The organism is Pseudomonas sp. GW821-FHT11D10 (genome assembly GCF_058808435.1).
In genome coordinates, this window is the sequence record NZ_JBXARR010000001.1 from 663582 (window position 1) to 690578 (window position 26997).

At 62.6% G+C, this 26997-nt stretch carries 20 protein-coding genes; 9 read left to right on the top strand and 11 right to left on the bottom strand.

Annotation, left to right across the window (positions count from 1 at the left end; all coding sequences use genetic code 11):
* Nucleotides 1-105 precede the first annotated feature (105 nt).
* On the bottom strand, nucleotides 106-1842 hold the full coding sequence (locus AC1RT4_RS03295; protein WP_011334608.1) for an IlvD/Edd family dehydratase: 1737 nt from the start codon (nucleotides 1840-1842) through the stop codon (nucleotides 106-108).
* 193 nt (nucleotides 1843-2035) lie between these two features.
* Here AC1RT4_RS03295 and AC1RT4_RS03300 point away from each other — a divergent pair, with 193 nt between their 5' ends.
* From AC1RT4_RS03300 to AC1RT4_RS03335, 8 genes are all read left to right on the top strand, one after another.
* Nucleotides 2036-3358, top strand: a complete 1323-nt coding sequence (locus tag AC1RT4_RS03300) for an MFS transporter (protein WP_493083509.1) — start codon at nucleotides 2036-2038, stop codon at nucleotides 3356-3358.
* A 35-nt stretch (nucleotides 3359-3393) separates the two neighbouring features.
* Complete coding sequence (gene araD1, locus AC1RT4_RS03305) at nucleotides 3394-4386, top strand: AraD1 family protein (RefSeq protein WP_007957418.1); 993 nt, start codon at nucleotides 3394-3396, stop codon at nucleotides 4384-4386.
* Nucleotides 4387-4395: 9 nt separating this feature from the next.
* A complete protein-coding gene (locus AC1RT4_RS03310; RefSeq protein ID WP_493083512.1) occupies nucleotides 4396-5976 on the top strand; it encodes an aldehyde dehydrogenase (NADP(+)) in 1581 nt (526 codons plus the stop codon).
* 92 nt (nucleotides 5977-6068) lie between these two features.
* Complete coding sequence (locus AC1RT4_RS03315) at nucleotides 6069-6377, top strand: DUF5629 family protein (RefSeq protein WP_085605117.1); 309 nt, start codon at nucleotides 6069-6071, stop codon at nucleotides 6375-6377.
* Complete coding sequence (locus AC1RT4_RS03320; RefSeq protein WP_493083514.1) at nucleotides 6374-7549, top strand: lactonase family protein; 1176 nt, start codon at nucleotides 6374-6376, stop codon at nucleotides 7547-7549. Before AC1RT4_RS03315 ends, AC1RT4_RS03320 begins: the two co-directional genes overlap by 4 nt.
* A 156-nt stretch (nucleotides 7550-7705) precedes the next feature.
* On the top strand, nucleotides 7706-7885 hold the full coding sequence (locus AC1RT4_RS03325) for a hypothetical protein (protein ID WP_007941320.1): 180 nt from the start codon (nucleotides 7706-7708) through the stop codon (nucleotides 7883-7885).
* 255 nt (nucleotides 7886-8140) lie between these two features.
* Nucleotides 8141-8353 (top strand): hypothetical protein, encoded by a 213-nt coding sequence (locus AC1RT4_RS03330; protein WP_493083516.1) that lies wholly within the window; start codon nucleotides 8141-8143, stop codon nucleotides 8351-8353.
* Nucleotides 8350-8607, top strand: coding sequence for a hypothetical protein (locus tag AC1RT4_RS03335; RefSeq protein ID WP_115078204.1), 258 nt, complete (start codon nucleotides 8350-8352; stop codon nucleotides 8605-8607). Before AC1RT4_RS03330 ends, AC1RT4_RS03335 begins: the two co-directional genes overlap by 4 nt.
* Before the next feature lie 5 nt (nucleotides 8608-8612).
* Here AC1RT4_RS03335 and AC1RT4_RS03340 read toward each other — a convergent pair whose 3' ends face one another.
* From AC1RT4_RS03340 to AC1RT4_RS03385, 10 genes are all read right to left on the bottom strand, one after another.
* Nucleotides 8613-9197: a glutathione S-transferase gene (locus tag AC1RT4_RS03340; RefSeq protein WP_493083518.1), complete on the bottom strand. Its 585-nt coding sequence runs from the start codon at nucleotides 9195-9197 to the stop codon at nucleotides 8613-8615.
* Complete coding sequence (locus tag AC1RT4_RS03345) at nucleotides 9194-12835, bottom strand: AAA family ATPase (RefSeq protein WP_493083520.1); 3642 nt, start codon at nucleotides 12833-12835, stop codon at nucleotides 9194-9196. Before AC1RT4_RS03345 ends, AC1RT4_RS03340 begins: the two co-directional genes overlap by 4 nt.
* Nucleotides 12832-14076, bottom strand: a complete 1245-nt coding sequence (locus tag AC1RT4_RS03350; RefSeq protein WP_007959327.1) for an exonuclease SbcCD subunit D C-terminal domain-containing protein — start codon at nucleotides 14074-14076, stop codon at nucleotides 12832-12834. The genes AC1RT4_RS03345 and AC1RT4_RS03350 overlap by 4 nt, the downstream gene beginning before the upstream one ends.
* Before the next feature lie 96 nt (nucleotides 14077-14172).
* Nucleotides 14173-15813: a BatD family protein gene (locus AC1RT4_RS03355; RefSeq protein WP_262161759.1), complete on the bottom strand. Its 1641-nt coding sequence runs from the start codon at nucleotides 15811-15813 to the stop codon at nucleotides 14173-14175.
* On the bottom strand, nucleotides 15810-17546 hold the full coding sequence (locus tag AC1RT4_RS03360; protein WP_493083523.1) for a tetratricopeptide repeat protein: 1737 nt from the start codon (nucleotides 17544-17546) through the stop codon (nucleotides 15810-15812). The genes AC1RT4_RS03355 and AC1RT4_RS03360 overlap by 4 nt, the downstream gene beginning before the upstream one ends.
* Nucleotides 17543-18622, bottom strand: a complete 1080-nt coding sequence (locus AC1RT4_RS03365) for a vWA domain-containing protein (protein WP_493083525.1) — start codon at nucleotides 18620-18622, stop codon at nucleotides 17543-17545. Before AC1RT4_RS03365 ends, AC1RT4_RS03360 begins: the two co-directional genes overlap by 4 nt.
* Nucleotides 18615-19112: a DUF4381 domain-containing protein gene (locus AC1RT4_RS03370; protein ID WP_007959331.1), complete on the bottom strand. Its 498-nt coding sequence runs from the start codon at nucleotides 19110-19112 to the stop codon at nucleotides 18615-18617. Before AC1RT4_RS03370 ends, AC1RT4_RS03365 begins: the two co-directional genes overlap by 8 nt.
* Nucleotides 19109-20053: a DUF58 domain-containing protein gene (locus tag AC1RT4_RS03375; protein ID WP_007959332.1), complete on the bottom strand. Its 945-nt coding sequence runs from the start codon at nucleotides 20051-20053 to the stop codon at nucleotides 19109-19111. Before AC1RT4_RS03375 ends, AC1RT4_RS03370 begins: the two co-directional genes overlap by 4 nt.
* Before the next feature lie 5 nt (nucleotides 20054-20058).
* A complete protein-coding gene (locus tag AC1RT4_RS03380) occupies nucleotides 20059-21018 on the bottom strand; it encodes an AAA family ATPase (protein ID WP_007913915.1) in 960 nt (319 codons plus the stop codon).
* A gap of 211 nt (nucleotides 21019-21229) precedes the next feature.
* The gene (locus AC1RT4_RS03385; protein WP_007959333.1) at nucleotides 21230-21583 is read right to left on the bottom strand and encodes a hypothetical protein; all 354 of its coding nucleotides are present in this window, start codon (nucleotides 21581-21583) and stop codon (nucleotides 21230-21232) included.
* Between the two features lie 516 nt (nucleotides 21584-22099).
* Here AC1RT4_RS03385 and AC1RT4_RS03390 point away from each other — a divergent pair.
* Nucleotides 22100-26986, top strand: a complete 4887-nt coding sequence (locus AC1RT4_RS03390) for an NAD-glutamate dehydrogenase (RefSeq protein ID WP_493083528.1) — start codon at nucleotides 22100-22102, stop codon at nucleotides 26984-26986.
* Nucleotides 26987-26997: the final 11 nt, after the last annotated feature.

Genomic DNA, 26997 nt, shown 5'->3' on the forward strand with positions numbered 1-26997 from the left:
GCCTGAAGGGACGCTCCGCGTTCCCGCTCTCGAATGGGACGCAGAGCGTCTCGGGCTGCATTCCCACGCAGAGCGTGGGAACGATCAGGGCAGGGGGCGGCGGTTTTAGTGGGAATGGCGCGGGACTTCAGCACCTCGGCAACCAACCAGGAAGTCGAAATCGCAACCTTGATCCGCCTGCAGCACATGGTCGATATACAACTGACGATATCCACCCACCAACAGCTGTTGCGGCGGTTGCAGATCCGCCATGCGCGCCGCCAGTTCAGCGTCCGGAATGTCCAGGTGCAAACGCCCGCTGGCGCAGTCCAGCTCGATCCAGTCGCCTTCCTTCACCGCCGCCAAAGGCCCGCCGGCCGCCGCTTCCGGGGCGACGTGCAAGACAACGGTGCCGTAAGCGGTGCCGCTCATGCGCGCGTCGGAGATGCGCACCATGTCGGTAACGCCCTGAGCCAGCAGTTTGGCCGGCAAGCCCATGTTGCCGACTTCGGCCATGCCCGGATAACCCTTCGGCCCGCAGTTCTTCATCACCAGAATCGAGTTCGCATCGACGTCCAGTTCCGGGTCGTTGATCCGCGCCTTGTACATGTCGAAATTCTCGAAAACGACCGCACGGCCACGGTGCTGCATCAGTTCCGGCGTGGCGGCTGACGGCTTGAGCACCGCGCCCAGTGGCGCCAGGTTGCCGCGCAACACGCAGATGCCGCCGTCGGCGCGGATCGGATTGTCGAGGGTGCGGATCACCTCGTCCTCACCGTAGATCGGCGCGTCCTTGGTGTTCTCGCCGATGGATTTGCCATTGACGGTCAATGCGTTCGGGTTGGGAATCAGATTGGCCTCGCCGAGACGTCGCAGCACGGCCGGCAAGCCGCCCGCGTAATAGAACTCTTCCATCAGAAAACGTCCGGACGGTTGCAGGTCGACGATGGTCGGCATGCCACGACCGATGCGGGTCCAGTCGTCCAGATCCAGCTCGACGCCGATGCGCCCGGCGATGGCTTTGAGGTGGATCACCGCGTTGGTCGAACCGCCAATGGCCGCGTTGACCCTGATCGCGTTTTCGAAGGCTTCCTTGGTCAGGATCTTCGACAGCTTCAGGTCTTCACGCACCATCTCGACCGCACGCATGCCGGACATGTGCGCCAGCACATAACGCCGCGCATCCACCGCCGGAATCGCCGCGTTGTGCGGCAGCGAAGTGCCCAGCGCTTCGGCCATGCAGGCCATGGTCGACGCGGTACCCATGGTGTTGCAGGTGCCGGCCGAGCGGGACATGCCGCCCTCGGCCGCGAGGAAATCGTCAATCGTGATGGTGCCGGCCTTGACCTGCTCGCTGAGCTGCCAGACCACGGTGCCGGAGCCGATGTCCTTGCCTTTGTGCTTGCCGTTGAGCATCGGCCCGCCGGTGACGACGATCGCCGGCACGTCGCAACTGGCCGCGCCCATCAGCAGGGCCGGGGTGGTCTTGTCGCAACCGGTCAGCAGCACCACGCCGTCAATCGGGTTGCCGCGAATCGCTTCCTCCACATCCATGCTCGCCAGGTTGCGGGTGAGCATGGCGGTCGGGCGCAGGTTCGATTCGCCGTTGGAGAACACTGGAAATTCCACCGGAAAACCACCGGCCTCGATCACCCCGCGTTTGACGTGCTCCGCGATCTGGCGGAAGTGCGCGTTGCACGGGGTCAGTTCCGACCAGGTGTTGCAGATGCCGATGATCGGCTTGCCATGGAACTGATGGTCGGCGATGCCCTGATTCTTCATCCAGCTGCGGTACATGAAGCCGTTCTTGTCGGCCGTGCCAAACCATTGGGCGGAGCGCAGGGTGGGTTTCTTATCAGACATGATCGATTCTCTTATTGTAAGACTATTGTTTGCGAGCTTCGGCTAAACATAAGCGCAAAATCGACGGTTTGGAAGTGTTGTTGCGTAATTAGTATTACTATATAGTCGTTTTCGACGGAGGGATGGCCCTGGCGATTTTCCGCGAGAGGCGTCCCCCGAGGTTCCATAAAAACAACAATCGGAGACCGATCTCATGAGCCAGGAATTGCGGCTTGTCCGGCGCATCACGCTGAAACTGATTCCCTTCCTGATCCTGCTGTACCTGATCGCCTACGTGGATCGCTCCGCCGTCGGCTTCGCCAAGCTGCACATGGGCGCCGACATCGGCATCGGCGATGCCGCCTACGGTCTCGGCGCCGGGCTGTTTTTCATCGGCTACTTTCTGTTTGAAATCCCCAGCAACCTGATGCTCGAACGCTTCGGCGCGCGACGCTGGTTCGCGCGGATCATGATCACCTGGGGCGCGATCACTATCGGCATGGCCTTCGTCCAGGGCCCGCACAGTTTCTACGTGATGCGCTTTCTGCTCGGCGCGGCGGAGGCGGGGTTCTTTCCCGGCGTTCTGTACTACATCACCCAATGGTTCCCGGTGCGCCATCGCGGCAAGATCCTCGGGCTGTTCATCCTTTCCCAACCCATCGCGATGATGATCACCGGCCCCGTTTCGGGCGGTTTGCTGGGCATGGACGGCATCCTCGGCCTGCATGGCTGGCAGTGGCTGTTCATCGTCATCGGCACCCCGGCGATCCTGCTGACCTGGCCGGTATTGCGCTGGCTGCCGGACGGCCCGCAGCAAGTGAAATGGATGGACCAGGCCGAGAAGGACTGGCTGACCGGCGAGCTGAAAAAAGACCTGCAGGAATACGGCCAGACCCGTCACGGCAATCCGCTGTATGCGCTGAAAGACAAACGGGTGTTGCTGCTGGCGCTGTTCTACCTGCCGGTGACCCTGAGCATTTATGGCCTGGGCCTGTGGCTGCCGACCCTGATCAAACAGTTCGGCGGCAGCGATCTGGTGACCGGTTTCGTGTCGTCGGTGCCGTACATTTTCGGGATCATCGGCCTGCTGATCATTCCGCGCAGTTCCGACCGTTTGAATGATCGTTACGGCCATCTGGCGGTGCTCTATGTGCTGGGCGCGATCGGCCTGTTCCTCAGCGCCTGGTTGTCGTTGCCGGTGGCGCAACTGGCGGCGTTGTGTCTGGTGGCGTTCGCGCTGTTTTCCTGCACGGCGGTGTTCTGGACGCTGCCGGGGCGGTTCTTCGCCGGCGCCAGTGCGGCGGCAGGGATTGCGTTGATCAACTCGGTGGGCAACCTCGGCGGCTACATCGGCCCGTTCGTGATCGGCGCCTTGAAGGAGTACACCGGCAACCTCGCTTCTGGCCTGTACTTCCTGTCCGGGGTGATGGTGTTCGGGCTGATTCTGACGGGCGTCGTCTATCGCTTGCTGGAGCGCAAGCATGTGCTGCCAGTCGAGCAATTTGCAGCGAGCGCACGCGGTGCGACGCGCACCTGATTTCGATCCAGGATTTGTTTTAACAGGAGAACATCATGCATCTGGTTCAATTCGAATTGAGTAGCGGCGAGCGCCGTGTCGGGGTGGTCGAGGACGGTCTGGTGCGTGAAGTGCAGGATGCGCGCACGGTTCGCGATCTGGCCCTGGCCGCGATCGAGGCCGGCAGCACCCTCGCGCAGCAAGTGCAAACCCTCGGCCTGGGCATCAGCCACGATTACGCCGAATTGCTGGCCAAACTGCGCATCCTGCCGCCACTGGATCACCCGGACCCGGCGCACCTGCTGGTCAGCGGCACCGGCCTCACGCACCTCGGCAGCGCATCGGCCAGGGACAAGATGCATCAGCAGGCCGGCGATGAAGCGGCGATGACCGACACCATGCGCATCTTCAAGTGGGGCGTGGAGGGCGGCAAACCAGCGGCGGGGCAGGCCGGCGTGCAGCCGGAGTGGTTCTACAAGGGCGACGGCAGCATTGTCGTGCGTCCCGGTCAGCCGTTCCCGCTGCCGCCGTTTGCCGAAGACGCCGGCGAGGAACCGGAAATGGCCGGCCTCTACATCATCGGCCACGACGGCAAGCCGTATCGCCTCGGTTTCGCGGTGGGCAACGAGTTCTCCGATCACGTCATGGAGCGCAAGAATTACCTGTATCTGGCCCACTCGAAACTGCGCAGTTGCAGCTACGGCCCGGAGTTGCGCGTCGGCGAGCTGCCGCAACACCTGGCCGGCACCAGCCGCATCCTGCGCGACGGCGAAGTGCTGTGGCAGAACGAGTTCCTCAGCGGTGAGGCCAACATGTGCCACAGCCTGGCGAACCTCGAATACCACCACTTCAAGTACAGCCAGTTCTTGCGCCCGGGCGACGTGCACATTCACTTTTTCGGCACGGCGACGTTGTCATTCGCCGATGGCATCCGCACTCAGCCGGGCGACGTGTTCGAGATCAGCCAGGCTGAATTCGGCGCACCGCTGGTCAACGGTATCGCCCCGGTCGCAGCGGCATTCGAACCGGACAGCATTGGCACCCTTTAAGGAGATCCCATGACTCAGATTCTCGGTCACAACTACATCGGCGGCCGTCGCAGCGCGGCGGGCGACGTCAAGCTGCAAAGCGTCGACGCCACCACGGGCGAGGCACTGCCTCACGATTTCATACAGGCCACGGAGTCGGAAGTAGACGCTGCCGCCAAGGCCGCTGCGGCGGCGTATCCGGCGTATCGCAGCCTCAGCGCCGAACGCCGAGCGCAGTTTCTCGATGCGATTGCCGATGAGCTGGACGCCCTGGGCGATGATTTCGTCGCTGTGGTCTGCCGTGAAACCGCACTGCCGGCTGGGCGGATTCAAGGTGAAAGAGGGCGCACCAGCGGCCAGATGCGCTTGTTCGCCAAAGTCCTGCGGCGCGGTGATTTCTACGGTGCGCGGATCGATTTGCCGTTGCCGGATCGTCAGCCGCTGCCGCGTCCGGGTCTGCGCCAGTACCGCATCGGTCTCGGGCCGGTGGCGGTGTTCGGTGCGAGCAACTTTCCGTTGGCATTCTCCACCGCCGGCGGCGATACCGCGTCGGCGCTGGCGGCCGGCTGCCCGGTGGTGTTCAAGGCCCACAGCGGTCACATGGCCACCGCTGAACTTGTCGCCGATGCGCTGATTCGTGCGGCAGAAAAAACCGCGATGCCGGCCGGTGTGTTCAACATGATCTACGGTGGTGGCGTCGGTGAATGGCTGGTCAAACATCCGGCCATTCAGGCGGTGGGTTTCACCGGTTCGCTGCGGGGCGGACGGGCGCTGTGCGACATGGCTGCCGCAAGGCCCCAGCCGATCCCGGTGTTCGCCGAGATGTCGAGCATCAACCCGGTGATCGTGCTGCCTCAGGCACTGGCCGAGCGTTCGGAAACCGTCGCCCGCGATCTGACCGCGTCGGTAGTGCAGGGCTGCGGTCAGTTCTGTACCAATCCGGGTCTGGTGATCGGCATCCGTTCGCCACAGTTCACGGCATTCGTTGAGCAAGTCGCGGCGCTGATCGGTGATCAACCGGCGCAAACCATGCTCAATGCCGGAACGCTGGGCAGCTACGGCAAGGGCCTGGAAAAACTCCTGGCGCACGCCGGCATCGAGCATCTGGCGGGCAATCCGCAGCAGGGCAATCAGGCGCAGCCGCAGTTGTTCAAGGCCGATGTCAGCCTGTTGATCGATGGCGATGAAGTGCTGCAGGAAGAAGTGTTCGGCCCGACCACGGTGATCGTCGAAGTGGCCGACAAGGCGCAGCTGAGTGCGGCGTTGCAGGGCCTGCACGGACAGCTGACGGCGACCATCATCGGCGAGCAGGCGGATTTCGAACGCTTCCCGGAGCTGACGCCATTGCTGGAACAGAAGGTCGGGCGGATCCTGCTCAATGGATATCCGACCGGTGTCGAAGTCTGTGATTCCATGGTTCACGGTGGGCCGTATCCGGCGACGTCTGATGTCCGTGGCACCTCGGTGGGGACGCTGGCGATCGATCGTTTCCTGCGCCCGGTGTGCTTCCAGAACTACCCCGACAGCCTGCTGCCGGAGCCGCTGAAAAACGCCAACCCGTTGCGTATTCAGCGGCTGGTCGACGGCAAGCCCTCGCGCGACGCCCTCTAACCGCATGATCGTTCCCAGGCAGAGCGTGGGAACGATCAAGAGCGGGGCTTTGAGCTATCATTGGCCCTTTCCCCCTTAAAGACATGATTGCCATGACTGCCGTAACCGACACCCTTCTCAACGCCCTCGAACACTGCGGTATGGTCGAAATCGACGGCCTGCACGCTTTCGAATTCGCCCTCGACGAAGACGACAACCTGCACATCGAATGCATCGATGGCCGGGCAGCCAAGCATTGGGAGTTCACCCCGGCGCAGGTGGCAGCGGCGACGTTTGATGAAGATCTGCAGAGCTGGTTGATCGTCGGTTTTTCCAGCGACACCAAAACCGTTGGCGAACACCGTCTGGTCTGCCTCGGCGATGTACTCAGCAGCGCCGACGACGAGGATGAAACCGAATGAACATGCGTAAATTCTGGCCATTGCTGATGGCCGGCAGCGTCGGCGCGATGGGTCTTTCCAGCGCCTCGGCCGAAAGCTTCCAGTTGCTGGTCGGCTCCTACACCGCCGGCACCAGCGAAGGCATCTACCGGATGAACTTCGACAGCGCCACCGGCCAGATCGACGCCAAACCGCTGCAAGTGATCAAGAGCGAAAACCCGTCGTGGCTTACCCTGTCCAAGGATCAGCACCGGGTGTTCGTGGTCAACGAAAACGGCCCAGGCCAGAAAGATCCGGTTGGTCGTGTGAGCAGCTATTCCATCGATCCGAAGACCCACGCGCTGACCCTGATCAATCAGGTCCAGAGCCTGGGCAACGAGCCGACCCATTCGAGCCTCAGCGACGACGCCAGCCATCTGTTCGTCAGCAACTACTCGGTGGTTGAAGATCCGGGCGGCACCCTCGCGGTATTGCCGGTCGGCAGCGACGGCAAGCTCAAACCGGTGGTGCAGATGAGCGCGCACCCGGCGAGCCGGGTCAATCCCGAGCGCCAGGCCTCGAACCACGTGCACTCGACGGTCTCTTCGCCAGACGGTCGATATGTGTTCTCCAACGATCTCGGTGCGGACAAGGTCTTCATCTACCAATTCGACCCGAAAGCCAACCCGGATCTGCCGCTGACCCCGGCGAAAACCGCGTCGGTGCAACTGCCAGCCGGCAGCGGCCCGCGTCATCTGCTGTTCAGCGCTGATGGCAAACACGCCTGGCTGACCATGGAAATGAGCGCCCAGGTTGCGGTGTTCGATTACAAGGACGGCGTGCTGACCCAGACGCAAATGGTCGATCTGGCTGCCGGCCAGCCGACTTCGGACAAAGCCGCCGCCGCGCTGCACGCGTCCGCCGATGGCAAATTCCTCTACGTCAGCAACCGTGGCACCGCCAATCAGCTGCTGGTATTCGCGATCGACCCGGCCAGCGGCCAGCTCAAGGAACTGCAACGACGTTCGGTGGAAGGCGATCACCCGCGTGAGTTCAGCCTCGATCCAAGCGGCAAATTCCTGCTGATCGCCAACCAGAAGAGCAATCAGATTGTGGTGGTCGAGCGCGACGGCAAGACCGGTCTGCTGGGCAAAACCGTGCAAAAACTGCCGATGGACGCCCCGAGCGATCTGAAGTTTCTCGTGCGTCAATAAGCCGCAGGCCCCGGTCTGCGGGGCCTGAAGCTTTGTATTAATCCTGCTGATAACAGGTAATGTTGCAAAGCATTTCAAGCGATCGACCCTCGAGCGTTAAGTTTGCTTCACGGCCCAACCGGGCAAGCAAGCCAACTGAACACGAGGGTTACCGCCATGAACTTCAATCTCTTCTCCGTGATTGCCGCCTCCGCCATCTCCGCCACCGTGGCTCTGCCAGCCAGTGCCAACGTTGAAATCAGCGACAAAAAATCCCACACCCAGAGCTACACCCAGAAATACCTGCAACAGAGCGCCAACTTCTACGCCGCGCTGGATCACAAAGCTCAACACTGAAATTTCCGTCACACTCTGGAACTGTCCAAGGCTGCGATCCTTTGATCTTGTTTATCAAAAAGCAAAATCAAAAGATCGCAGCCTTGGGCAGTTTTTTGCTTGCGCAGCGACCAGCGATAGCTATTTTCAAACGGCGAGATAGACCGGCTAAATAATCAACGAAGCTGATGGTTACTATGGAAAACCCTGAGTGGTTACCCCGGCTTTTTTGATCGATTCTGTGGACCTCGAAACATTGTCCACGGAGCACACATCATGGCCAGTTCAATCATCACTTCCGCCAAACGCGGCGCCTACGTGGCCATCGGTCTGTACCTGGTCATGGTGCTGTTTATCAGTCTGGCGTCGCAGTCGCAACACAGCTTCGAAGCACCGATCGACGTCGCCCATCCCGGCATCCAGTTCGAACTCCGCTCGCAGAACGCGACGGTGGATTCAGCTGAACTCGCGGGAGTCGGCGGAGCATGAAAGGCTACAGACTCTGGGTCATTGCCGGATTGGCGTTCATGACCAACGGCGCTTCCCTGTTGGGATTCGGCCAGGGTTCGGTCGGCGGACTGGCCCGGGCCATAGAGGCCAACCACACCATCGCTCACAACATCGAACGGGCCAATGCGCTGGGGCTGCTGGCCGGCAATCCGCCGGTGAAAACTCCCAGCGGTTTTCTCGGCCCGTTCGAAGTGGATTGCTCGGCCATCGGCATGTGTGAAGTGCTGGCGTAACGCACCTACTTTTTCATGATGCCGGTGAACAGCTCCGACTCCAGAAACCGCTGCAACCAGGCCTGCAACCGCACGTAAGGCGTCTGCGCAAACCAGTCACGATCAACGTGAGCGAACTGGCGAACGAACGGCAACAGCGCGATATCGGCCAGGCTCGGATGCCCGCTCAACAAGTAATCGCGGCCCTCGAGCAAGTCATCGAGCTTTTGGAGGAACAGCGCACCCTCTGCGCGATAAAACTCCATCGGTTGTTCCGGATAACGCTCGGCGTACTTGTAGCGATTCAGGTGAACCTTGAACACCTGATCGTTGGCTTCGATCAATTCGGCGATTCTTGAATCGCCACCCAGTAACCAGTCATCCGGATCATTCTGCGCCAGCGCCCAGCGCATGATCTCCAGGCTCTCATCGATCACCTGACCGCCCGCATCCAGCACCGGCACCGTGCCCTTGGGCGAGATCGCCAGCATCTCCGCCGGTTTGGCTTTCAGGCTGACTTCAACGATCTCAACCGGCACGCCCGAATAACGCAGGGCCATCCGCGCCCGCATCGCGTACGGGCAACGGCGGAAGGAATACAGCGTGTTCATTTCACCTCCAGTGTGCTCAAACCGTTGCCCTGGCGCTGTACCTGAATCTGCACCGGAATCCGCTCGTGCATTTCCTGCACGTGGGAAATCACCGCGACCTTGCGGCCCTGCGCCTGCAAGCCGTCGAGGGCGTCCATGGCCAGTTGCAGGGATTCCGGATCGAGGCTGCCGAAGCCCTCATCGATGAACAGCGATTCGATCTTCAATGTGCTCGACGCCATCGAGGCCAGGCCCAGCGCGAGGGCCAGCGACACGAGGAAGGTTTCGCCACCGGACAGCGAATGCACCGAGCGCAGTTCGTCGCCCATTTCGGTGTCCATCACCAGTAGGCCGAGCATGCTGCCGCCGCGCTTGAGGCGATAGCGCTTGACCAGTTGCCGCAGCTGCACGTTGGCGTGATGCACCAGCAGGTCGAGGTTGTAGGCCTGGGCGATCTTGCGGAAGGTGTCGCCGGTGGCCGAGCCGATCAGCGCATTGAGCCGCGCCCAGCGCTGATACTCGGCATAGGCGTCGGCGATCTGCTGCGCCAGCGCCTGATTGGCGTTCTGGCGGCGCTGGTCTTCGGCTTGTTCGGCGCGCAGTTCGGCGCATTGCTGTTCGCTGGCCGTGCACTGGGTTTGCAGGTCGGCGAGGGCGCTGGCGAGTTGTTCGGCATCCAGGTTGCCGTTGTGTTGGGCCTGATGATCGAGCAGGCGCTGATCGCGTTCCTGCAACAACACCTTGGCCTGTTCAACGGACTTTTCATTGAGGTGCAGGCGCTGGCGCAGTTCGTCGACTTGCGCGTCATCGACCCGCAGCAGGTCTTCGAGGCCACCGTCATCCAGCTCCGGATGGCGAGCGCGCCAGTCGGCAATCTTGCCGGCCAGATCGCGGTCTTCGCTTTCCAGCGCTTGCAGACGCTCCTGCTGCGCTTTGAGTTCGGCGGCGATTTGCACGAGCTGCGTACGCGCGCCTTGCAGATCCTGAGTCGTCGTGGATTCGGCGTTGCGCGCCTGTTCCACGGCCTGTTCCAGTTGCTGCTGCCAATGCTCGGCGCAGGTGTGATCGCCGAGCAATTGCGCCAGTTTTTCCTGGCTGGCCTGTTGTTGCCCGGTCAGCGCGTTGAGCTGCTGTTCAGCGTTTTGCAGCTGCTGCAAACGGCCCTGTTGGCGATCCTGTTCTTTCTCAAGTGTCTGCTGGCGTTGTTGCTGTTCGGCCAGCTCTTCCTTCTGCTGATCGACTTGCGCCAGACGTTCAGCGATCTGTCGGTCAAGCTGCATGAAGGTCGCGGCCGGCTCGGCGCGCAAAGCGTCGAGGGTGTCGCTCGGCAGCAGTGTGGCGAAGGCCGCCAGTTCTTCGTCCAGACGCTGGCGGTCAGCGCTCAGCTCGCGCTGCTGATTGCTCAGGTGCTGCGACGCTTGCTGGTGCGCCGTCTCGGCCTGACGCAATTGCTGGGTCAGGCGCGCCGCATCCTGTTGTAGCGTGAGCAGGGCGGACTGGCGCTGTTCGTCCTGGGTGATGCTCTGGTTCAGTTGTTCATTCTGGCGGATGAGCCACGCTGCGCGTTTGTCACTGTCCTGATTCAGCAACGATGCCGCCAGCGGATGCGCCTCGATGCTCGGCGTCAGCGTTTGCTGTTGTGCGGCCAGTTGTTCCTGCTGTTGCAGCAACTCTTTCTGTTGGGCAATCACGCCACCGACACTGGCACGTAGCTCGGTCAGTTTCTCCTTCAACTGATCGACCGCTTGCTGCGCGCTGGCCTGCTCGTTTTCATCGTGACGGCCGAGGCTCTGCAGCAAGGCTTCCGGCTGGTGATACGGATGCTCGTTGCTGCCACAAACCGGGCACGGCTGGTCGTCCTGCAACTGCGCGCGCAGCTCTTCGACACTGGCACTGCGGGCAAGACGCTGACGCTCAAGCAATTCACGGGTGACGTTGAGGGTCTGTTCGGCGACGGCCAGCTCGGACTTGGTCTTCACCCCGTCCAGGGTCAGGCGCTCGCGCTCCTGTTGCGCGTCGAGCTGACGCTGTTGCAGCTCGGCACTGCGCTTGTCCAGCTCCTGCTGACTGGCCCACAGGCGCGTCAGGTCTTCGATGGCGCGCAGTTGCTTGCGGTTGTCCTGCAACAGAGTGCCGAGGATGCCGATCTGCTCGGCGACGGCATCCGGTTCGGCGCCGGCCTCCTTGAACAGCACTTCCAGCTGCTGCTTTTGCGTGGCGAGCGCTTCGGTGGTGCGGGCGGCGTTTTCTTCGAGAGAAGCCAGTTCGCTTTGGCCCTTGTTCAACCGATTGCCGATCAGCATCAGTTGCTGCAAGCGGTCGCGATAGGCATTCCACGCTTCGCTCAATGGTGCCAGATGAGCGCTTTGCTCAAGATCGGCGGCAATTCGCTGCAAGCGTTCGGCGACCTGTTTCTGTTGATCGAGCAGGGTCTGGATTGTGCTCTGGCCTTGGGCGCAGGCTTGCTCAGCGATTAGCTTCGCTTCGGCGCCGGACGCGACATCCTTGGCGAGGCGGGCGAGAGTGCTTTGCTCCTCGAACGCCTGACGCAACAGCGGCGCGCTTTCGCTTTGCTGCGTTTGCGCCTGGGTCAGGGCGATCTGCGCTGCGGCGAGATCCTGCTCCAGTCGCGTCTGGCGCTCAGCTAGTTCGCCTTGCTGTTGGGTATGCGCGTGGATCTGTGCGGCCAGTGGCGTCAGCTGTGCATCCAGTTCGGTTTTGCGGGCGAACTGGTGCCGTTGCGGGGCAAGTTGTTCCAGGCGGGTGAGTTTCAGACGCTCACCGCCCAGCGACTCCCGTTCGTGCTCGGCGCTGCGAAGTTGTTCGGCGGCGGCTTGTTGCGAGTCTTGCAGCCGCAGCAGTTCCTTGAGCCAGTCGTGCTGTTGCTCGATCTGCTTGAGCTGCGCCTGCTGCAACTTCAGTTGTTGCTGGGCGGCATTGAAGCGCTCGTCCAGTTCGGCGCGGGCCTCGGGGGCCAGCGGGGTCACGCCGGTGGCCTGATCCTGCAACTGCTTGTGGGCTTCGCGGGCCTCTTTGGTCTTGTCGAACGCGCGACGGCCAAGGCGGGTGTAGAGCGCGGTGTCTGTGAGCTTTTCCAGCAGTTCGCTGCGGTCGTTGTCGTCGGCCTTGAGGAACGCACTGAACTCGCTCTGGGCCAGCAGCACGGCGCGGGTGAACTGTTCGAAGTTCAGGCCCAGCGCCGCTTCGAGCTGAGTCTTGTACTCGCCTTTCTGGCTGGCGAGCAGTTGATCCTGATCGATGTCGCGCAGGCTCTGACGGCTGGCCTGCAACTTGCCGCCGGCCTTTTCCCGGGCGCGGTTGGCTTCCCAGCGCGCGCGATAGCGACGGCCATCGACGCCGACAAAATCCACTTCGGCAAAACCTTCACCGGTGCCGCGACGCAGCAGGGTGCGCGGGTCGCCGGTGGCGATTTCGCCGTCGGCGTCCGGCACCTTGGCGTCACGCCCGGTGTTGTTCAAACGCGGTACGGCGCCGAACAGCGCCAGGCACAGGGCATCGAGCAAAGTACTTTTGCCGGCGCCGGTCGGGCCGGTGATCGCGAACAGGCCGGCGCTGGCCAGCGGTTCGGCGGTGAAGTCGATCTCGAACGGGCCGGCCAGCGAGGCGAGGTTTTTCAGGCGAATGGCGAGAATCTTCATGGCTGCTCGCCCTCCATCTGTACGTCTTGCAGCAGTTCGGCGAAGTCCTTGAGGGTTTGCTCGTCGACCTCGCTGCCGTAGTTGTCGAGCCAGGCGCGGCTGAACAATTCCTGCGGTGTGAGCTGGTCCAGTTCGATCAGCGCGCTGCCGTCCTCGGCGCCGTCAGCGCCCCGGTTGCCGGCGTATTCGGCGGCGATCCGCACCAGTCGCACAGCCTTGCCTTGCAGGGCGCTTTCGACCTGATGGCGCAAGTCTGGTTGTGGCTCGTCGAGGCGCACCCGCACTTCGAGCCAGGGCTGGCGCTGGGTTTCGGCCAGCAGGTCGATGTTCGGCAGATCGGCCAGTTGCAGCAGGATTTCCGCCAGCGGCGCAGGGCCGAGGCGTTGCAGATTGACGGAGCGGGGGATCAGCATTGGCTCGACGCTGACCAGGGTTTCGCCGTCCAGAACGACGTCGAGCACCTGATGCTGATAACTGATTTCCGAAAACGACAACGGGATCGGCGAACCGCTGTAGCGAATTCGTTCTTCACCGTTGACCTTCTGCGGCTTGTGCAAATGGCCGAGGGCGACGTAGCTGATACTCGGCCCGAACAGGCTGGCGGGCAGGGCTTCGGCGTTGCCGATGATCAGGCTGCGCTCGGAGTCTTCCGACACCGAGCCGCCGGCCATGTGCGCGTGGCTGATGGCGACCAGTGCCTGGCCCGGCTGGCGCTTGGCATTCGCCGCTTCGATCAGCCATTCGTGCACCTGACCGATGCCACGCAAATAGTTGTCGCCCAGATGCGCGCCGGTCACTTCGGCAGGCCGCAGGAACGGCAGCGCCAGGCACCACGCGGCGATCTCGCCGGAAGCATTCGGCAGCGGCAACAACAGACGTTCCGCATCCAGTTGCCCGTCATCCAGCCACAACACCCGGCCCAGCGCATGGGTGCGCAAACGCCGCATCAACGGCGCGGGCAGCTCGATCCGCGAGCCGGAATCGTGGTTGCCGGCGATCATCACGATGGTCAGCAACGGCTGCTGTTCGTGGGCGCTGACGATGAAATCGTAAAGGCGTTCCTGGGCTTTGACCGGTGGATTGACCGTGTCGAAGATGTCGCCGGCGATCAGCAGCACGTCCGGCTGCGCCAGCTTCAATTGGCGCAGCAGCCACTCGAGAAAACAGGCGTGCTCGAAATCGCGCTCCTGGCCGTGCAGGTTCTGCCCAAGGTGCCAGTCGGAGGTGTGAAACAGACGCAAGGCTGACTCCGCAATATAAAGAGGTGATGGCCGCAGGAAAAAAGCGCGGCGAAAAAAGAAGAGAGTTTACGGGCAAAAGCTTCTATTGGACTGCAACTACTTCGGATAAAGCGGCGGCAACCCGCTGTCCCCGACCGGATCCTGCACCCGCTCCGCCGTCGGAATCGTCCGGATTGCTCGCCACAGATCCTCTCCCTGCCAATGCTGCCCGGTCTCGCTGTAGAGCGCTCCGTTCAGCCCATCGAGCGCATCCGACAACGGCACAAACCGCGCCGCCATATCCGCAAGGGTTTCCGGTTGCTGGCGGGCCCAGGCGTCGAGGGCCTGGCGGGTGGCGTGGGGGTCGTTGGCCTGGCTGGCGCGTTTGATGTCGTCGAGCAGGGTGCGCGGGCTCGGGCCGGTTTGCGCGGCGCGCAGGATTGCCGGCTGCCAGCGGGCACGCCACCAGAGGCCGAAGCCGAGCAGGGTGGTGCAGGCGAAAACGAAGGTGCTGAGTTTCCACCACCACAAGGCTTCGCTGTCGGCCGCGCTGAGCGGTAGTGCGTTGCCCGCCGGTGTGTCGACTTGCAGGCTCGGGTTGTTCGCCACTTGCAGGGTGCGCGCCGGCAGGCTGGTGTGTTCCAGGTGATCTTCGAAGGTGTTCCACCAGACCACGTCCACCGTTGGCAATTCGATCGAGCCGCTGCGGCTCGGCACCAGTGCTTCGCGTTCTTCACGGCTGCCGATCAGGCCGCGGTCGCTGCTCTGGTTGTTCAGCACCGGTTGATCCGGATAGCGGCGCAGGCCGTTGGCTTCGGTGGCGGGCAGGGCGGGCAGTTGCGAGCTGGCCAGGCCTTCGACCTTGAGGGTCAGGCTGCGGGTCAGGGAGTCGCCGACCTGGGTGTGTTCCGGCTCCGGGTTCCAGCTCTCGCTCAGGCTCAGGCTGCGGGCCGGCAGCCACGGTGCGTCGCTGGGGTAGGTCATCGGTTTCGGTTTGACCGTCAGCGACGTGGCGCTGGAGCTGACGCGCATCAGCTTGCCCGGCTTCGGCCCCTGCGCTGTGGCGTCCTGCGAGGGCTGGGTGTCGACCAGTGTGGCGCTGAAGGTCTGCGGGGCGATGCTCAGCAATCCACTGTGCTGCGGATAGATCGCATAGCGCATTTCGATAACGCCATGGCGCACACCGTTGATGTCTTTTTCGTAGGTGCGCATGTCGCCCAATTGCTCGATGCGCGCGTCGGCGATCTGCAACGGCGTCAGGCTGCTGTCGTCGTACAGCGACACCGAATGGTAGATGCGCAACGTCAGGATGGCCTGGGCCTGCACGTAGACGCTGGTCTGGTCGAGGCTGGCTTCGATGAACACCGGTTCGCGGGCATTGTTTTCTTCGCGGGTGTCGCTCTCGATCACCTGCACGGTGATCGGCTGGCTCTCGACGTCGCCCAGTTTCAGCGGCGGGATTTCAACGCTGCCGTTCTGCTTGGGCAGCAATGTGATGATCCAGCGAGTAGTGGCGCGGTTGTCACCGTTGAGCGTGTTCAGCTGGTTGACCTGACGCGTGCCTCGCACTTCGAACAGCGGCTCCAGCGGGCTCAGGTCCGGTTTGCCGAACTGCGTGACATCGTTGGATTCGAGGGTGAGTTCGACCGTCTCGCCGGAGTTAAGGCGACTGCGATCCACGCTGGCCGTCAGCTCGACCGCCTGGGCGGTGGCCGTGCAGATCAGCAGGGGCAGCAAGAGAGCGGTGAAACGGGTCATCGAATGTTTTCCTGATCCTGATGTTGTTGCTGTTCGTACCAGAATTTGCGTCGCAGCAGTTCGCCCGGGTCATCCGGGATCTTGCCCAGCCATTGTTCCAGCGCTTGCTGTTGCTCGCCTTCGAGGTTGTCCTCATTGGGGCGCAGCAGCGGCGGAGTATTCTGTTCCTCGCCCGGTTCGCTGTCCGGCAGCTCATTGGCACCCGGCAACGGCGGGGTGGTCGGCGGCGGCTCGCTGGCGGACTCACCGGTCTGCGGCTCGCTGTGCGTCTCGCTTTTGACCGCTGGTGGTGGTGCGGTCTGTGGCGGTGGTTCATCGCCCGGAATGTTTTGCTGCGCCGGTTTGTCTTGCGGTTCGGCCGGCGGCGGGGCGTTTTTCTGTTTCAGCAGGTTTTCCACCAGCGCCTTGTTGGTCAGCGCCGGGCGCAGATCCGGCTGGCGTTCCAGGGCCTGTTCGTAGGCGTCCAGAGCCGCTTCCAGCTCGCCGCTTCTGGCCAGGGCGTTGCCACGATTGTAGTGGGCGTGGGCGTCATTGCCCTCGGCGAAATGCTGAGCGGCGCCACTGTAGTCGCCGGCCTCGTACAACGCCACCCCTTGCCATTGCGGATCCTCGAAATGCTTCGCCGCTTCGGCCGGGCGCTTCTGCTTGAGCAGATGCAGGCCTTGCTGATCGGGACGCAGCCACAGGTCTTCGAAGTCGAAGGCATAGCTCGGTTGCGGCAATGCCAGCAGTAATGGCAGGCAAAACAGCCAGCCACGTCGTCCGGCGCACGCGGCGAGCAATAACAGCGGCAACAGCAGCCAGTAACCCTGATCGGCCCAGGTGTCGAGGCGCACGGTCTGGCCATCGTCGCGCAGGCTGCGCGGGCCATCGAGCAGGCCGAGGTCGCCCAGATCGGATTCATCCAGCCGTGCGCTGCGGTACTCGCCACCGACCGCGTTGAGGAACGCGCCAAGACCCGGGCTGTCAAGTTGCGGCACCCGGATCGCGCCTTGTTCATCCTTGAGGAAACTCCCGTCCTCCTGAGCAATCGGCGCGCCCTCGGCGGTGCCGACACCGAGCATCAACAACTGCGCCGATTGGCCGCTCAGCGCATGACGAATGCCCTGGCGTTCCTCTTCCGACAGCGAAGAACCAATGAGCAGAATCCGCCCCTGACCCAGCGCACCCTGCTTGAGCAACGCTAGCGCCTTGCCCACTGCCAGATCGGCGCGATGGCCGCTTTCCGGCATCAGCGAGGGCTTGAGCGCGTCGAGCAGGTTGCGACTGGTCGCCAGGTCATCCGACAGCGGCACCAGCGTATGGGCGCTGCCGGCGTAAACGACGATGGCGGTCTGGGCATCGCTGCGCACTTTCAGCAGGTCGAACAGCTTGCGCCGGGCCTGTTCCAGTCGCGTTGGCGGCGAATCGGTGGCGAGCATTTCCGGGGTCAGTTCCAGCACCACCACCAACGGGTCGGCGGGTTTCTGGCTGGTTTGTTCGACCCGCTCCCAGCTCGGCCCGAGCAACGCCAGAATCGTCAGCAGCCAGGCCACGCTCAGGGCGACCCACGGCAGTTTGCTGTCGCGACCGCTGCCGCCACTGAGCAGCGTGGCGTGAAAGGCCGGCGGCAGAATCATCTGCCAGCGACCCGCGCGTTTCTGCCGGTGCCAGAGCTGCCAGATCAGCCAGCCGAGCACCGGCAGCAGCAACAGCCACCAGGGACGGAACCAGTGCGGCCAGAGGGCGATCATCGACGCCTCCGCAAACGCAGGCGCTTGAGGCGGTCGCGCCAGTCAGGCAGGGGGCTTTGCAGATACAGCTCCTTGGTGAACAGCCGTTGCAGCGGGTTGTCCGGCCACAACACACGGGCCACCAGCAGAATGCTCAGCAGCAGGGCGAACGCCAGCGGCCACTGATACAACGCCTGCGCCGGACGGGCCTGGGTCGGTTGCTGAGTCACCGGTTCGAGCTGGTCGAGGGTGTCCTTGATCGCTTGCAGTTGCTGGCCATCGCGAGCGCGGAAATAGCGCCCGCCGGTGACCTCGGCGATGGCCTTGAGTGCCGGTTCGTCGAGATCGAGAGTCGGGTTGCCGCCCAGCAATGCCGTGGCGCCGCTTTCTTCGGGATCGGCGCCGATGCCGATCGGGTAGATTTTCACGCCTTCGCTGGCGGCCAGTTTTGCGGCGGTCAGCGGGTCGATTTCTCCGCCATTGTTCGCGCCGTCGGTGACCAGAATCAGCACCCGACTCTGGGCCGGACGCATGCGCAGGCGCTTCAGGGCCAGACCGATGGCGTCACCAATCGCGGTGTTCTTGCCGGCGATGCCGATCCGCGCTTCATCGAGCCAGACCCGAACGGTGCGCCGGTCAAACGTCAGTGGCGCTTGCAGGTAGGCCTGGCTGCCGAACAGGATCAGACCGACGCGGTCGCCATCGCGGCTTTCCAGGAAATCACCGAGCAAATGCTGAACCAGCGACAGGCGACTGACGTCCTCGTCGTTCCATTGCATGTCCGGGAAATCCATTGAGCCGGACACGTCCACCGCCACCAGCAGATCACGACCGCTGGCGGCAATCGGCAGCGGTTCGCCGAGCCATTGCGGGCGGGCGGCGGCGATCAGCAGAAACAACCACAGCAGCATGAACGGCGCCTGCTGGCGCCACGCTGGCAGATTGGCTCGGGCGCGGCGGCGGGCGAGGCCTTCGAGGTCTCCCAGGAAACTCACTTTCAACGCTGGCTCGCCGCTGTCGGCCACCGGCAGCACAAGGCGCATCAGCCACGGCAGCGGCAAAAGCAAAAAGATCCACGGCCAGGCGAACTCAAACATGTTTGCGGATCCAGGTGTCGACCGCCTGAGTCAGACCGGCGATGGCTTTGTCGTCGAGCTTGCACTCGGGTTTATAGGCGCCTTCGACGAGCACCATCCAGCGGGTCAGGCCGGCGGCGGGGCAACGGTTGTCGAGAAAAGCCAGCCATTTGCGGCCGTTGAGGGTATGGCTCTGGCTGTAGGGATAGTGGTTGCGGCACAGGCGCTTGAGCAGGCCGTTGAGTTGCTGCAGCCAGGCACCGGCCGGGGCGCCGTCGTAGGGTTTGGGCATCTGCGCCAGTTCGGCGAGTGCGGCGATGCGCACCGGGTCGAGCGGCAGTTCGGCGCGCACGATCGGTTTTTTCTTGATCGGAATGAAACGTCGCAGACGCCAGATCGCGAAACCGATTACCGGCAGCAGCAAAAGCAGCAGCCACCAGCCCGGCGCCGGCGGCCAGAAGGCAATCGGTGGCGGGGAGATCAGCGGTTGCAGTTGTTCGAGGCCGTTCATCGACCTTTCCCCGGACGCTGCGGGTTAAGGAATTCGCGCATCTGTTCGACCATTTCGCTCTGTGTGCTCAACGGCATCAGCAGCACGCGCAGTTTCTGCGCGAGCAACTCCCAGCGGGCGATCCGCGCTTCGGCCTGGGCGCGGTAGGTCTGGCGCAGGTCGAAGTTGAGGGTGTCGAGTTCCAGCTGCGCGCCGCGCTCGGCGAATCTCAGCAGCCCGGCGGCGGGCAGGGCGTGATCCAGCGGATCGGACAGCGGCAGCATCAGCAAATCGCAATGCCGCGACAGCAGGCTCAATTGCTGCTCGGCGCTGTCGGACAGTGCGCGCTCATCACAGATCACGATCACCAGGCTGCCCGGTCGCAGCACTTCGCGGGCCCGGCGCAACGCCACGCCAAACGCATCGCGATCCGGCTCCCGCTCGCTGTGCAGCGACTGGTTGACCTTGACCAAGCGGTTGAGCAGTTGCAACAGGCTCTGCTTGCTGCGGCGCGGTTTGATTTCGTAATGCTCGTTGTCGCCGAACACCAGTCCGCCCACCCGGTCGTTGTGACCCAGCGCGGCCCAGCCGATCAGTGCCGCAGCCTGCGCTGCGAGCACCGACTTGAACATCAGGCCGGAGCCGAAGAACAGCCGTGTGCTTTGCTCGACCATGATGAAAATCGGCCGTTCGCGTTCTTCATGGAACAGTTTGGTGTGCGGTTCTTGCGTCCGCGCAGTGACGCGCCAGTCGATGGTGCGCACGTCGTCGCCGGCCTGATAGACCCGCACCTGATCGAAGTCCACACCACGACCACGAAATTTCGAGTGGTGCAGGCCGATCAGCGGGCTGCGCTGGCTCGGCGTGGAAAACAGCTGCACTTCGCGCACGCGGTGACGCATCTCGATCAGCTCGGCGAGGCTGATGCGGATGCCCGGTTCGGACGGCAGGGAGGCGTTCATCGGGGTCAAGCGACGGCTACGACGTCGAGAATCCGTTGCACCACCCGATCCTGGTCGATGCCAGCGGCTTCGGCCTCGAACGACAGAATGATGCGGTGACGCAACACGTCGAACAGCACAGCCTGGATGTCTTCCGGGCTGACGAAGTCGCGACCGGCCAGCCAGGCGTGGGCGCGGGCGCAGCGGTCGAGGGCAATGGAGCCGCGGGGGCTGGCGCCGTAGGCGATCCACTCGGCCATTTCCGGGTCGAACTTGGCCGGGTTGCGCGTGGCCATGACCAGTTGCACCAGGTATTCCTCCACGGCGTCCGCCATGTACAGACCGAGGATTTCCTTGCGCGCGGCGAAGATCGCCTGCTGGCTGACCCGGCGCTCAGGCTTGGTTTCGCCGTTCAGGGCTTCGCCACGGGCCTGTTGCAGGATCCGGCGTTCGACAGCCGCGTCGGGGAAACCGATTTTCACGTGCATCAGGAAACGGTCGAGCTGGGCTTCGGGCAGCGGATAGGTGCCTTCCTGCTCGATCGGGTTCTGTGTGGCCATCACCAGAAACAGCGGCGACAGCTCGTAAGTACTGCGCCCGACACTGACCTGACGTTCGGCCATGGCTTCGAGGAGCGCCGATTGCACCTTGGCCGGGGCACGGTTGATTTCGTCCGCCAGCACCAGGTTGTGGAAGATCGGGCCTTGCTGGAACACGAAGCTGCCGGTTTCCGGGCGATAGATCTCGGTGCCGGTGATGTCGGCGGGCAGCAGGTCCGGGGTGAACTGGATGCGATGGAACTGGGCTTCGATGCCCTCGGCGAGCTCTTTGATCGCTTTGGTCTTGGCCAGACCCGGAGCGCCCTCGACCAGCATGTGGCCGTCGGCGAGCAGGGCGATGAGCAAGCGCTCGATGAGTTTTTCCTGGCCGAGAATCTGCGTTGAAAGAAAGGTTCGCAGCGCCAGCAGCGCTTCACGATGTTCCATCGATGACTGTTCCTGGAAAGGGTGGCCACAGGCGTTCGGATAACGCCGGGGCTGGGGGCGTTACTTTAATCCATCGCAGGGGGTGGCGACTAACGGCATTTTGCGCAAAGTGCGGGAAATGACCGGGGCAATTGTTGGAATTTTGTAGGGCGGGGGAGGTGCGGTGTTCTTTCGGGCCCTTTCGCTCGCGAAAGGGCCGGCCCAGACACCATCAAATCTGGCTGATAAAGGTGCCAGTACCATCAAGAATGTTCTTCAGGGTTTCCTCGACTTCAGCCAGATCCACCATGTCCGGGTTGAAGGTGATTTCCAGCACATCATCCCCATTCAACGCATCGGCATCCGCTGCCGCGATTTCGATCTTCAGCAGGGTCTTGGTCAGGGTGACCTTGACGCCATCGAGAGTCGACGGCTCGCCATCCAGCGTGATCTCCAGCTCGTCCTCGTCCGGGTAGCGGCTCATCAGGAACATGTCGCCCTTGTCGCTGTGGCAGCAGAGCATGGCCATGTTGTCTTCTTCGTCGTCGCACGGGTTGACGATCAAAAGGGCGGTGGTCATTTGCATGGGGAATTCCTGCCTCGGCGGGCTTGTTGGTCGCAATTGGGCGCGATTCTGCCAGCCCCCGGGAATTTCTGCATGTGAGAGTGTCAGAGGATGTGTCGTGAACGCGACACAGGTCAATGGTCATTTCCGGCACGCCTGTACCGTAAAAACGGGCATTCAGACCGGCGTTCCGCCCCATGGATGCTAGTGTTTACCGATGCGCAAGCCTTGGTTTACGTGCCAATGACCGAATATGTCGCAGCACCGCAAGCAGACACATTGTCGCACCCATTAAGCTGCGCAACGGATGAGCACCCGTAAAGGCATTGTCATGGCCCCGCGAGCGGCGCCGGGCAGTCGTTTTTGCAGATGCCCATTCATGGAAGGTGAATGTGACCTGAGTGTCTCGTCCAGCTTCACCCACCTGTCACCCTGTTTCCTCTGCCCGAGAATCAGGAACAGGGCGACGGAACGCCCCGAAAGGGGTTTTGTACGCGACGCTTTCCATCAATAACAAGCCCAAGCGGAGTACCACAGATGGCGTTCTTCACCGCAGCCAGCAAAGCCGACTTCCAGCACCAACTGCAAGCGGCACTGGCGCAGCACATCAGTGAACAGGCACTGCCACAAGTGGCGCTGTTCGCTGAACAATTCTTCGGCATCATTTCCCTGGACGAGCTGACCCAACGTCGCCTCTCCGACCTCGCTGGCTGTACTCTTTCTGCGTGGCGCCTGCTTGAGCGCTTCGATCACGCGCAACCGCAAGTGCGCGTCTACAACCCCGATTACGAACGTCACGGCTGGCAGTCGACCCACACCGCGGTCGAAGTGCTGCACCATGACTTGCCGTTCCTGGTGGACTCGGTGCGTACCGAGCTGAACCGTCGCGGCTACAGCATCCATACCCTGCAGACCACCGTGCTGAGCGTGCGTCGTGGCAGCAAGGGCGAGTTGCTGGAAATCCTGCCAAAAGGTGCGACCGGCGAAGGCGTGCTGCACGAGTCGCTGATGTACCTGGAAATCGACCGTTGCGCCAACGCGGCCGAACTGAATGTGCTGACCAAGGAACTGGAACAGGTCCTGGGTGAAGTCCGCGTCGCGGTCGCCGATTTCGAGCCGATGAAGGCCAAGGTGCAGGAAATCCTCACCAAGCTCGATAACAGCGCATTCGCCGTCGATGCCGACGAAAAGAACGAAATCAAGAGCTTCCTGGAATGGCTGGTGGGCAACCACTTCACCTTCCTCGGCTACGAAGAATTCACGGTCACCGATGAGCTGGATGGCGGCCACATCAAGTACGACAAGGAATCCTTCCTCGGCCTGACCAAACTGCTGCGCACCGGCATGACCTATGACGAGCTGCGCATCGAAGACTACGCCGTTGCCTACCTGCGCGAACCGACGCTGCTGTCGTTCGCCAAAGCCGCGCACCCGAGCCGCGTACACCGTCCGGCCTACCCGGATTACGTGTCGATCCGCGAACTCGACGCCGACGGCAAAGTGATCAAGGAACACCGCTTCATGGGCCTGTACACCTCGTCGGTGTATGGCGAAAGCGTGCGTGTCATCCCGTTCATCCGCCGCAAGGTCGAGGAAATCGAGCGTCGCTCGGGGTTCCAGGCCAAGGCTCACCTGGGCAAGGAACTGGCTCAGGTTCTGGAAGTGCTGCCGCGTGACGACCTGTTCCAGACTCCGGTCGACGAACTGTTCAGCACCGTGATGTCGATCGTGCAGATCCAGGAACGCAACAAGATCCGCGTGTTCCTGCGCAAAGACCCGTACGGTCGTTTCTGCTACTGCCTGGCCTACGTGCCGCGCGACATCTACTCCACCGAAGTCCGCCAGAAAATCCAGCAAGTGCTGATGGAGCGCCTGAAAGCCTCCGACTGCGAATTCTGGACCTTCTTCTCCGAGTCCGTGCTGGCCCGCGTGCAACTGATCCTGCGCGTCGACCCGAAAAACCGTATCGACATCGACCCGCTGCAACTGGAAAACGAAGTGATCCAGGCCTGCCGCAGCTGGCAGGACGACTACGCCGCCCTGACCGTCGAAACCTTCGGCGAAGCCAACGGCACCAACGTGCTGGCCGACTTCCCGAAAGGCTTCCCGGCCGGTTACCGCGAGCGTTTCGCTGCGCATTCGGCCGTGGTCGACATGCAGCACCTGCTCAACCTGAGCGAGAAGAAGCCGCTGGCCATGAGCTTCTACCAGCCGCTGGCCTCCGGCCCACGCGAGCTGCACTGCAAGCTGTATCACGCCGATACCCCGCTGGCACTGTCCGACGTACTGCCGATCCTGGAAAACCTCGGCCTGCGCGTGCTGGGTGAATTCCCGTACCGTCTGCGTCACACCAACGGCCGCGAGTTCTGGATCCACGACTTCGCGTTCACCGCCGCCGAAGGCCTGGACCTGGACATCCAGCAACTCAACGACACCCTGCAGGACGCGTTCGTCCACATCGTCCGTGGCGATGCCGAGAACGATGCCTTCAACCGTCTGGTGCTGACCGCCGGCCTGCCATGGCGCGACGTTGCGCTGCTGCGTGCCTACGCCCGCTACCTGAAGCAGATCCGCCTGGGCTTCGACCTCGGCTACATTGCCAGCACCCTGAACAACCACACCGACATCGCTCGCGAACTGACCCGGTTGTTCAAGACCCGTTTCTACCTGGCCCGCAAGCTCGGCAGCGATGATCTGGACGACAAGCAACAACGTCTGGAACAGGCGATCCTGACCGCGCTGGACGACGTTCAAGTCCTCAACGAAGACCGCATCCTGCGTCGTTACCTGGACCTGATCAAAGCGACCCTGCGCACCAACTTCTACCAGACCGACGCCAACGGCCAGAACAAGTCGTACTTCAGCTTCAAGTTCAATCCGCACTTGATCCCTGAGCTGCCGAAACCGGTTCCGAAGTTCGAAATCTTCGTTTACTCGCCACGCGTCGAAGGCGTGCACCTGCGCTTCGGCAACGTTGCTCGTGGTGGTCTGCGCTGGTCCGACCGTGAAGAAGACTTCCGTACCGAAGTCCTCGGCCTGGTGAAAGCCCAGCAAGTGAAGAACTCGGTCATCGTGCCGGTGGGTGCGAAGGGCGGCTTCCTGCCACGTCGCCTGCCACTGGGCGGCAGCCGTGACGAAATCGCGGCCGAGGGCATCGCCTGCTACCGCATCTTCATCTCGGGTCTGCTGGACATCACCGACAACCTGAAGGACGGCAAACTGGTACCGCCGGCCAACGTCGTGCGTCATGACGACGATGACCCGTACCTGGTGGTCGCGGCGGACAAGGGCACTGCAACCTTCTCCGACATCGCCAACGGCATCGCCATCGACTACGGCTTCTGGCTGGGTGACGCGTTCGCGTCCGGTGGTTCGGCCGGTTACGACCACAAGAAAATGGGCATCACCGCCAAAGGCGCGTGGGTTGGCGTTCAGCGCCACTTCCGCGAGCGCGGCATCAATGTCCAGGAAGACAGCATCACCGTAGTCGGCGTGGGCGACATGGCCGGTGACGTGTTCGGTAACGGCCTGTTGATGTCCGACAAGCTGCAACTGGTTGCCGCGTTCAACCACATGCATATCTTCATCGACCCGAACCCGAACCCGGCCACCAGCTTCGTCGAGCGTCAGCGCATGTTCGACCTGCCGCGTTCGGCCTGGTCCGACTACGACACCAGCATCATGTCCGAAGGCGGCGGCATCTTCTCGCGCAGCGCGAAGAGCATCGCCATCTCGCCACAGATGAAAGAGCGCTTCGACATCCAGGCCGACAAGCTGACCCCGACCGAACTGCTGAACGCCTTGCTCAAGGCGCCGGTGGATCTGCTGTGGAACGGCGGTATCGGTACTTACGTCAAAGCCAGCACCGAAAGCCACGCCGATGTCGGCGACAAGGCCAACGATGCACTGCGCGTGAACGGCAACGAACTGCGCTGCAAAGTGGTGGGCGAGGGCGGTAACCTCGGCATGACCCAACTGGGTCGTGTGGAGTTCGGTCTCAATGGCGGCGGTTCCAACACCGACTTCATCGACAACGCCGGTGGCGTGGACTGCTCCGACCACGAAGTGAACATCAAGATCCTGCTGAACGAAGTGGTTCAGGCCGGCGACATGACCGACAAGCAACGCAACCAGTTGCTGGCGAGCATGACCGACGAAGTCGGTGGTCTGGTGCTGGGCAACAACTACAAGCAGACTCAGGCCCTGTCCCTGGCGGCCCGCCGCGCTTATGCGCGCATCGCCGAGTACAAACGTCTGATGGGCGACCTGGAAGGCCGTGGCAAGCTGGATCGCGCCATCGAGTTCCTGCCGACCGAAGAGCAACTGGCCGAACGCGTTGCCGAAGGCCATGGCCTGACCCGTCCAGAACTGTCGGTGCTGATCTCGTACAGCAAGATCGACCTCAAGGAGCAGCTGCTGGGCTCCCTGGTGCCGGACGACGACTACCTGACCCGCGACATGGAAACGGCGTTCCCGCCGACTCTGGTCAGCAAGTTCTCCGAAGCCATGCGTCGTCACCGCCTGAAGCGCGAGATCGTCAGCACCCAGATCGCCAACGATCTGGTCAACCACATGGGCATCACCTTCGTTCAGCGACTCAAAGAGTCGACCGGCATGACCCCGGCGAACGTGGCGGGCGCTTACGTGATCGTGCGCGACATCTTCCACCTCCCGCACTGGTTCCGTCAGATCGAAGCGCTGGACTATCAGGTTTCCGCTGATGTGCAGCTGGAACTGATGGACGAGCTGATGCGTCTGGGCCGTCGCGCTACGCGCTGGTTCCTGCGTGCCCGCCGCAACGAGCAGAACGCTGCCCGTGACGTCGCACATTTCGGTCCGCACCTGAAAGAGCTGGGCCTGAAGCTGGACGAGCTGCTGAGCGGCGAAATCCGCGAAAACTGGCAAGAGCGTTATCAGGCGTACGTCGCCGCCGGTGTACCGGAATTGCTGGCGCGTATGGTGGCGGGGACTACCCACCTCTACACGCTGCTGCCGATCATCGAAGCGGCCGACGTGACCGGTCAGGATCCAGCCGAAGTGGCCAAGGCGTACTTCGCCGTGGGCAGCGCGCTGGACATCACCTGGTACATTTCGCAGATCAGCGCCCTGCCGGTTGAAAACAACTGGCAGGCCCTGGCCCGCGAAGCGTTCCGCGACGACGTCGACTGGCAGCAGCGCGCGATCACCATCGCCGTTCTGCAAGCGGGCGGCGGTGATTCGGACGTGGAAACCCGTCTGGCACTGTGGATGAAGCAGAACGACGCCATGATCGAACGCTGGCGCGCCATGCTGGTGGAAATCCGTGCCGCCAGCGGCACCGACTACGCCATGTACGCGGTGGCCAACCGCGAGCTGAACGACGTGGCGCTGAGCGGCCAGGCGGTCGTGCCTGCTGCGGCGACTGCGGAGCTTGAGCTTGCTTGAGTAACCGTTGA

Excerpts from the sequence above, each read along its gene's own strand:
- AC1RT4_RS03295 (WP_011334608.1), bottom strand. The coding sequence starts at position 1,842 with ATGTCTGATAAGAAACCCACCCTGCGCTCCGCCCAATGGTTTGGCACG.
- AC1RT4_RS03300 (WP_493083509.1), top strand. The coding sequence starts at position 2,036 with ATGAGCCAGGAATTGCGGCTTGTCCGGCGCATCACGCTGAAACTGATT.
- araD1 (WP_007957418.1), top strand. The coding sequence starts at position 3,394 with ATGCATCTGGTTCAATTCGAATTGAGTAGCGGCGAGCGCCGTGTCGGG.
- AC1RT4_RS03310 (WP_493083512.1), top strand. The coding sequence starts at position 4,396 with ATGACTCAGATTCTCGGTCACAACTACATCGGCGGCCGTCGCAGCGCG.
- AC1RT4_RS03315 (WP_085605117.1), top strand. The coding sequence starts at position 6,069 with ATGACTGCCGTAACCGACACCCTTCTCAACGCCCTCGAACACTGCGGT.
- AC1RT4_RS03320 (WP_493083514.1), top strand. The coding sequence starts at position 6,374 with ATGAACATGCGTAAATTCTGGCCATTGCTGATGGCCGGCAGCGTCGGC.
- AC1RT4_RS03325 (WP_007941320.1), top strand. The coding sequence starts at position 7,706 with ATGAACTTCAATCTCTTCTCCGTGATTGCCGCCTCCGCCATCTCCGCC.
- AC1RT4_RS03330 (WP_493083516.1), top strand. The coding sequence starts at position 8,141 with ATGGCCAGTTCAATCATCACTTCCGCCAAACGCGGCGCCTACGTGGCC.
- AC1RT4_RS03335 (WP_115078204.1), top strand. The coding sequence starts at position 8,350 with ATGAAAGGCTACAGACTCTGGGTCATTGCCGGATTGGCGTTCATGACC.
- AC1RT4_RS03340 (WP_493083518.1), bottom strand. The coding sequence starts at position 9,197 with ATGAACACGCTGTATTCCTTCCGCCGTTGCCCGTACGCGATGCGGGCG.
- AC1RT4_RS03345 (WP_493083520.1), bottom strand. The coding sequence starts at position 12,835 with ATGAAGATTCTCGCCATTCGCCTGAAAAACCTCGCCTCGCTGGCCGGC.
- AC1RT4_RS03355 (WP_262161759.1), bottom strand. The coding sequence starts at position 15,813 with ATGACCCGTTTCACCGCTCTCTTGCTGCCCCTGCTGATCTGCACGGCC.
- AC1RT4_RS03360 (WP_493083523.1), bottom strand. The coding sequence starts at position 17,546 with ATGATCGCCCTCTGGCCGCACTGGTTCCGTCCCTGGTGGCTGTTGCTG.
- AC1RT4_RS03365 (WP_493083525.1), bottom strand. The coding sequence starts at position 18,622 with ATGTTTGAGTTCGCCTGGCCGTGGATCTTTTTGCTTTTGCCGCTGCCG.
- AC1RT4_RS03370 (WP_007959331.1), bottom strand. The coding sequence starts at position 19,112 with ATGAACGGCCTCGAACAACTGCAACCGCTGATCTCCCCGCCACCGATT.
- AC1RT4_RS03375 (WP_007959332.1), bottom strand. The coding sequence starts at position 20,053 with ATGAACGCCTCCCTGCCGTCCGAACCGGGCATCCGCATCAGCCTCGCC.
- AC1RT4_RS03380 (WP_007913915.1), bottom strand. The coding sequence starts at position 21,018 with ATGGAACATCGTGAAGCGCTGCTGGCGCTGCGAACCTTTCTTTCAACG.
- AC1RT4_RS03385 (WP_007959333.1), bottom strand. The coding sequence starts at position 21,583 with ATGCAAATGACCACCGCCCTTTTGATCGTCAACCCGTGCGACGACGAA.
- AC1RT4_RS03390 (WP_493083528.1), top strand. The coding sequence starts at position 22,100 with ATGGCGTTCTTCACCGCAGCCAGCAAAGCCGACTTCCAGCACCAACTG.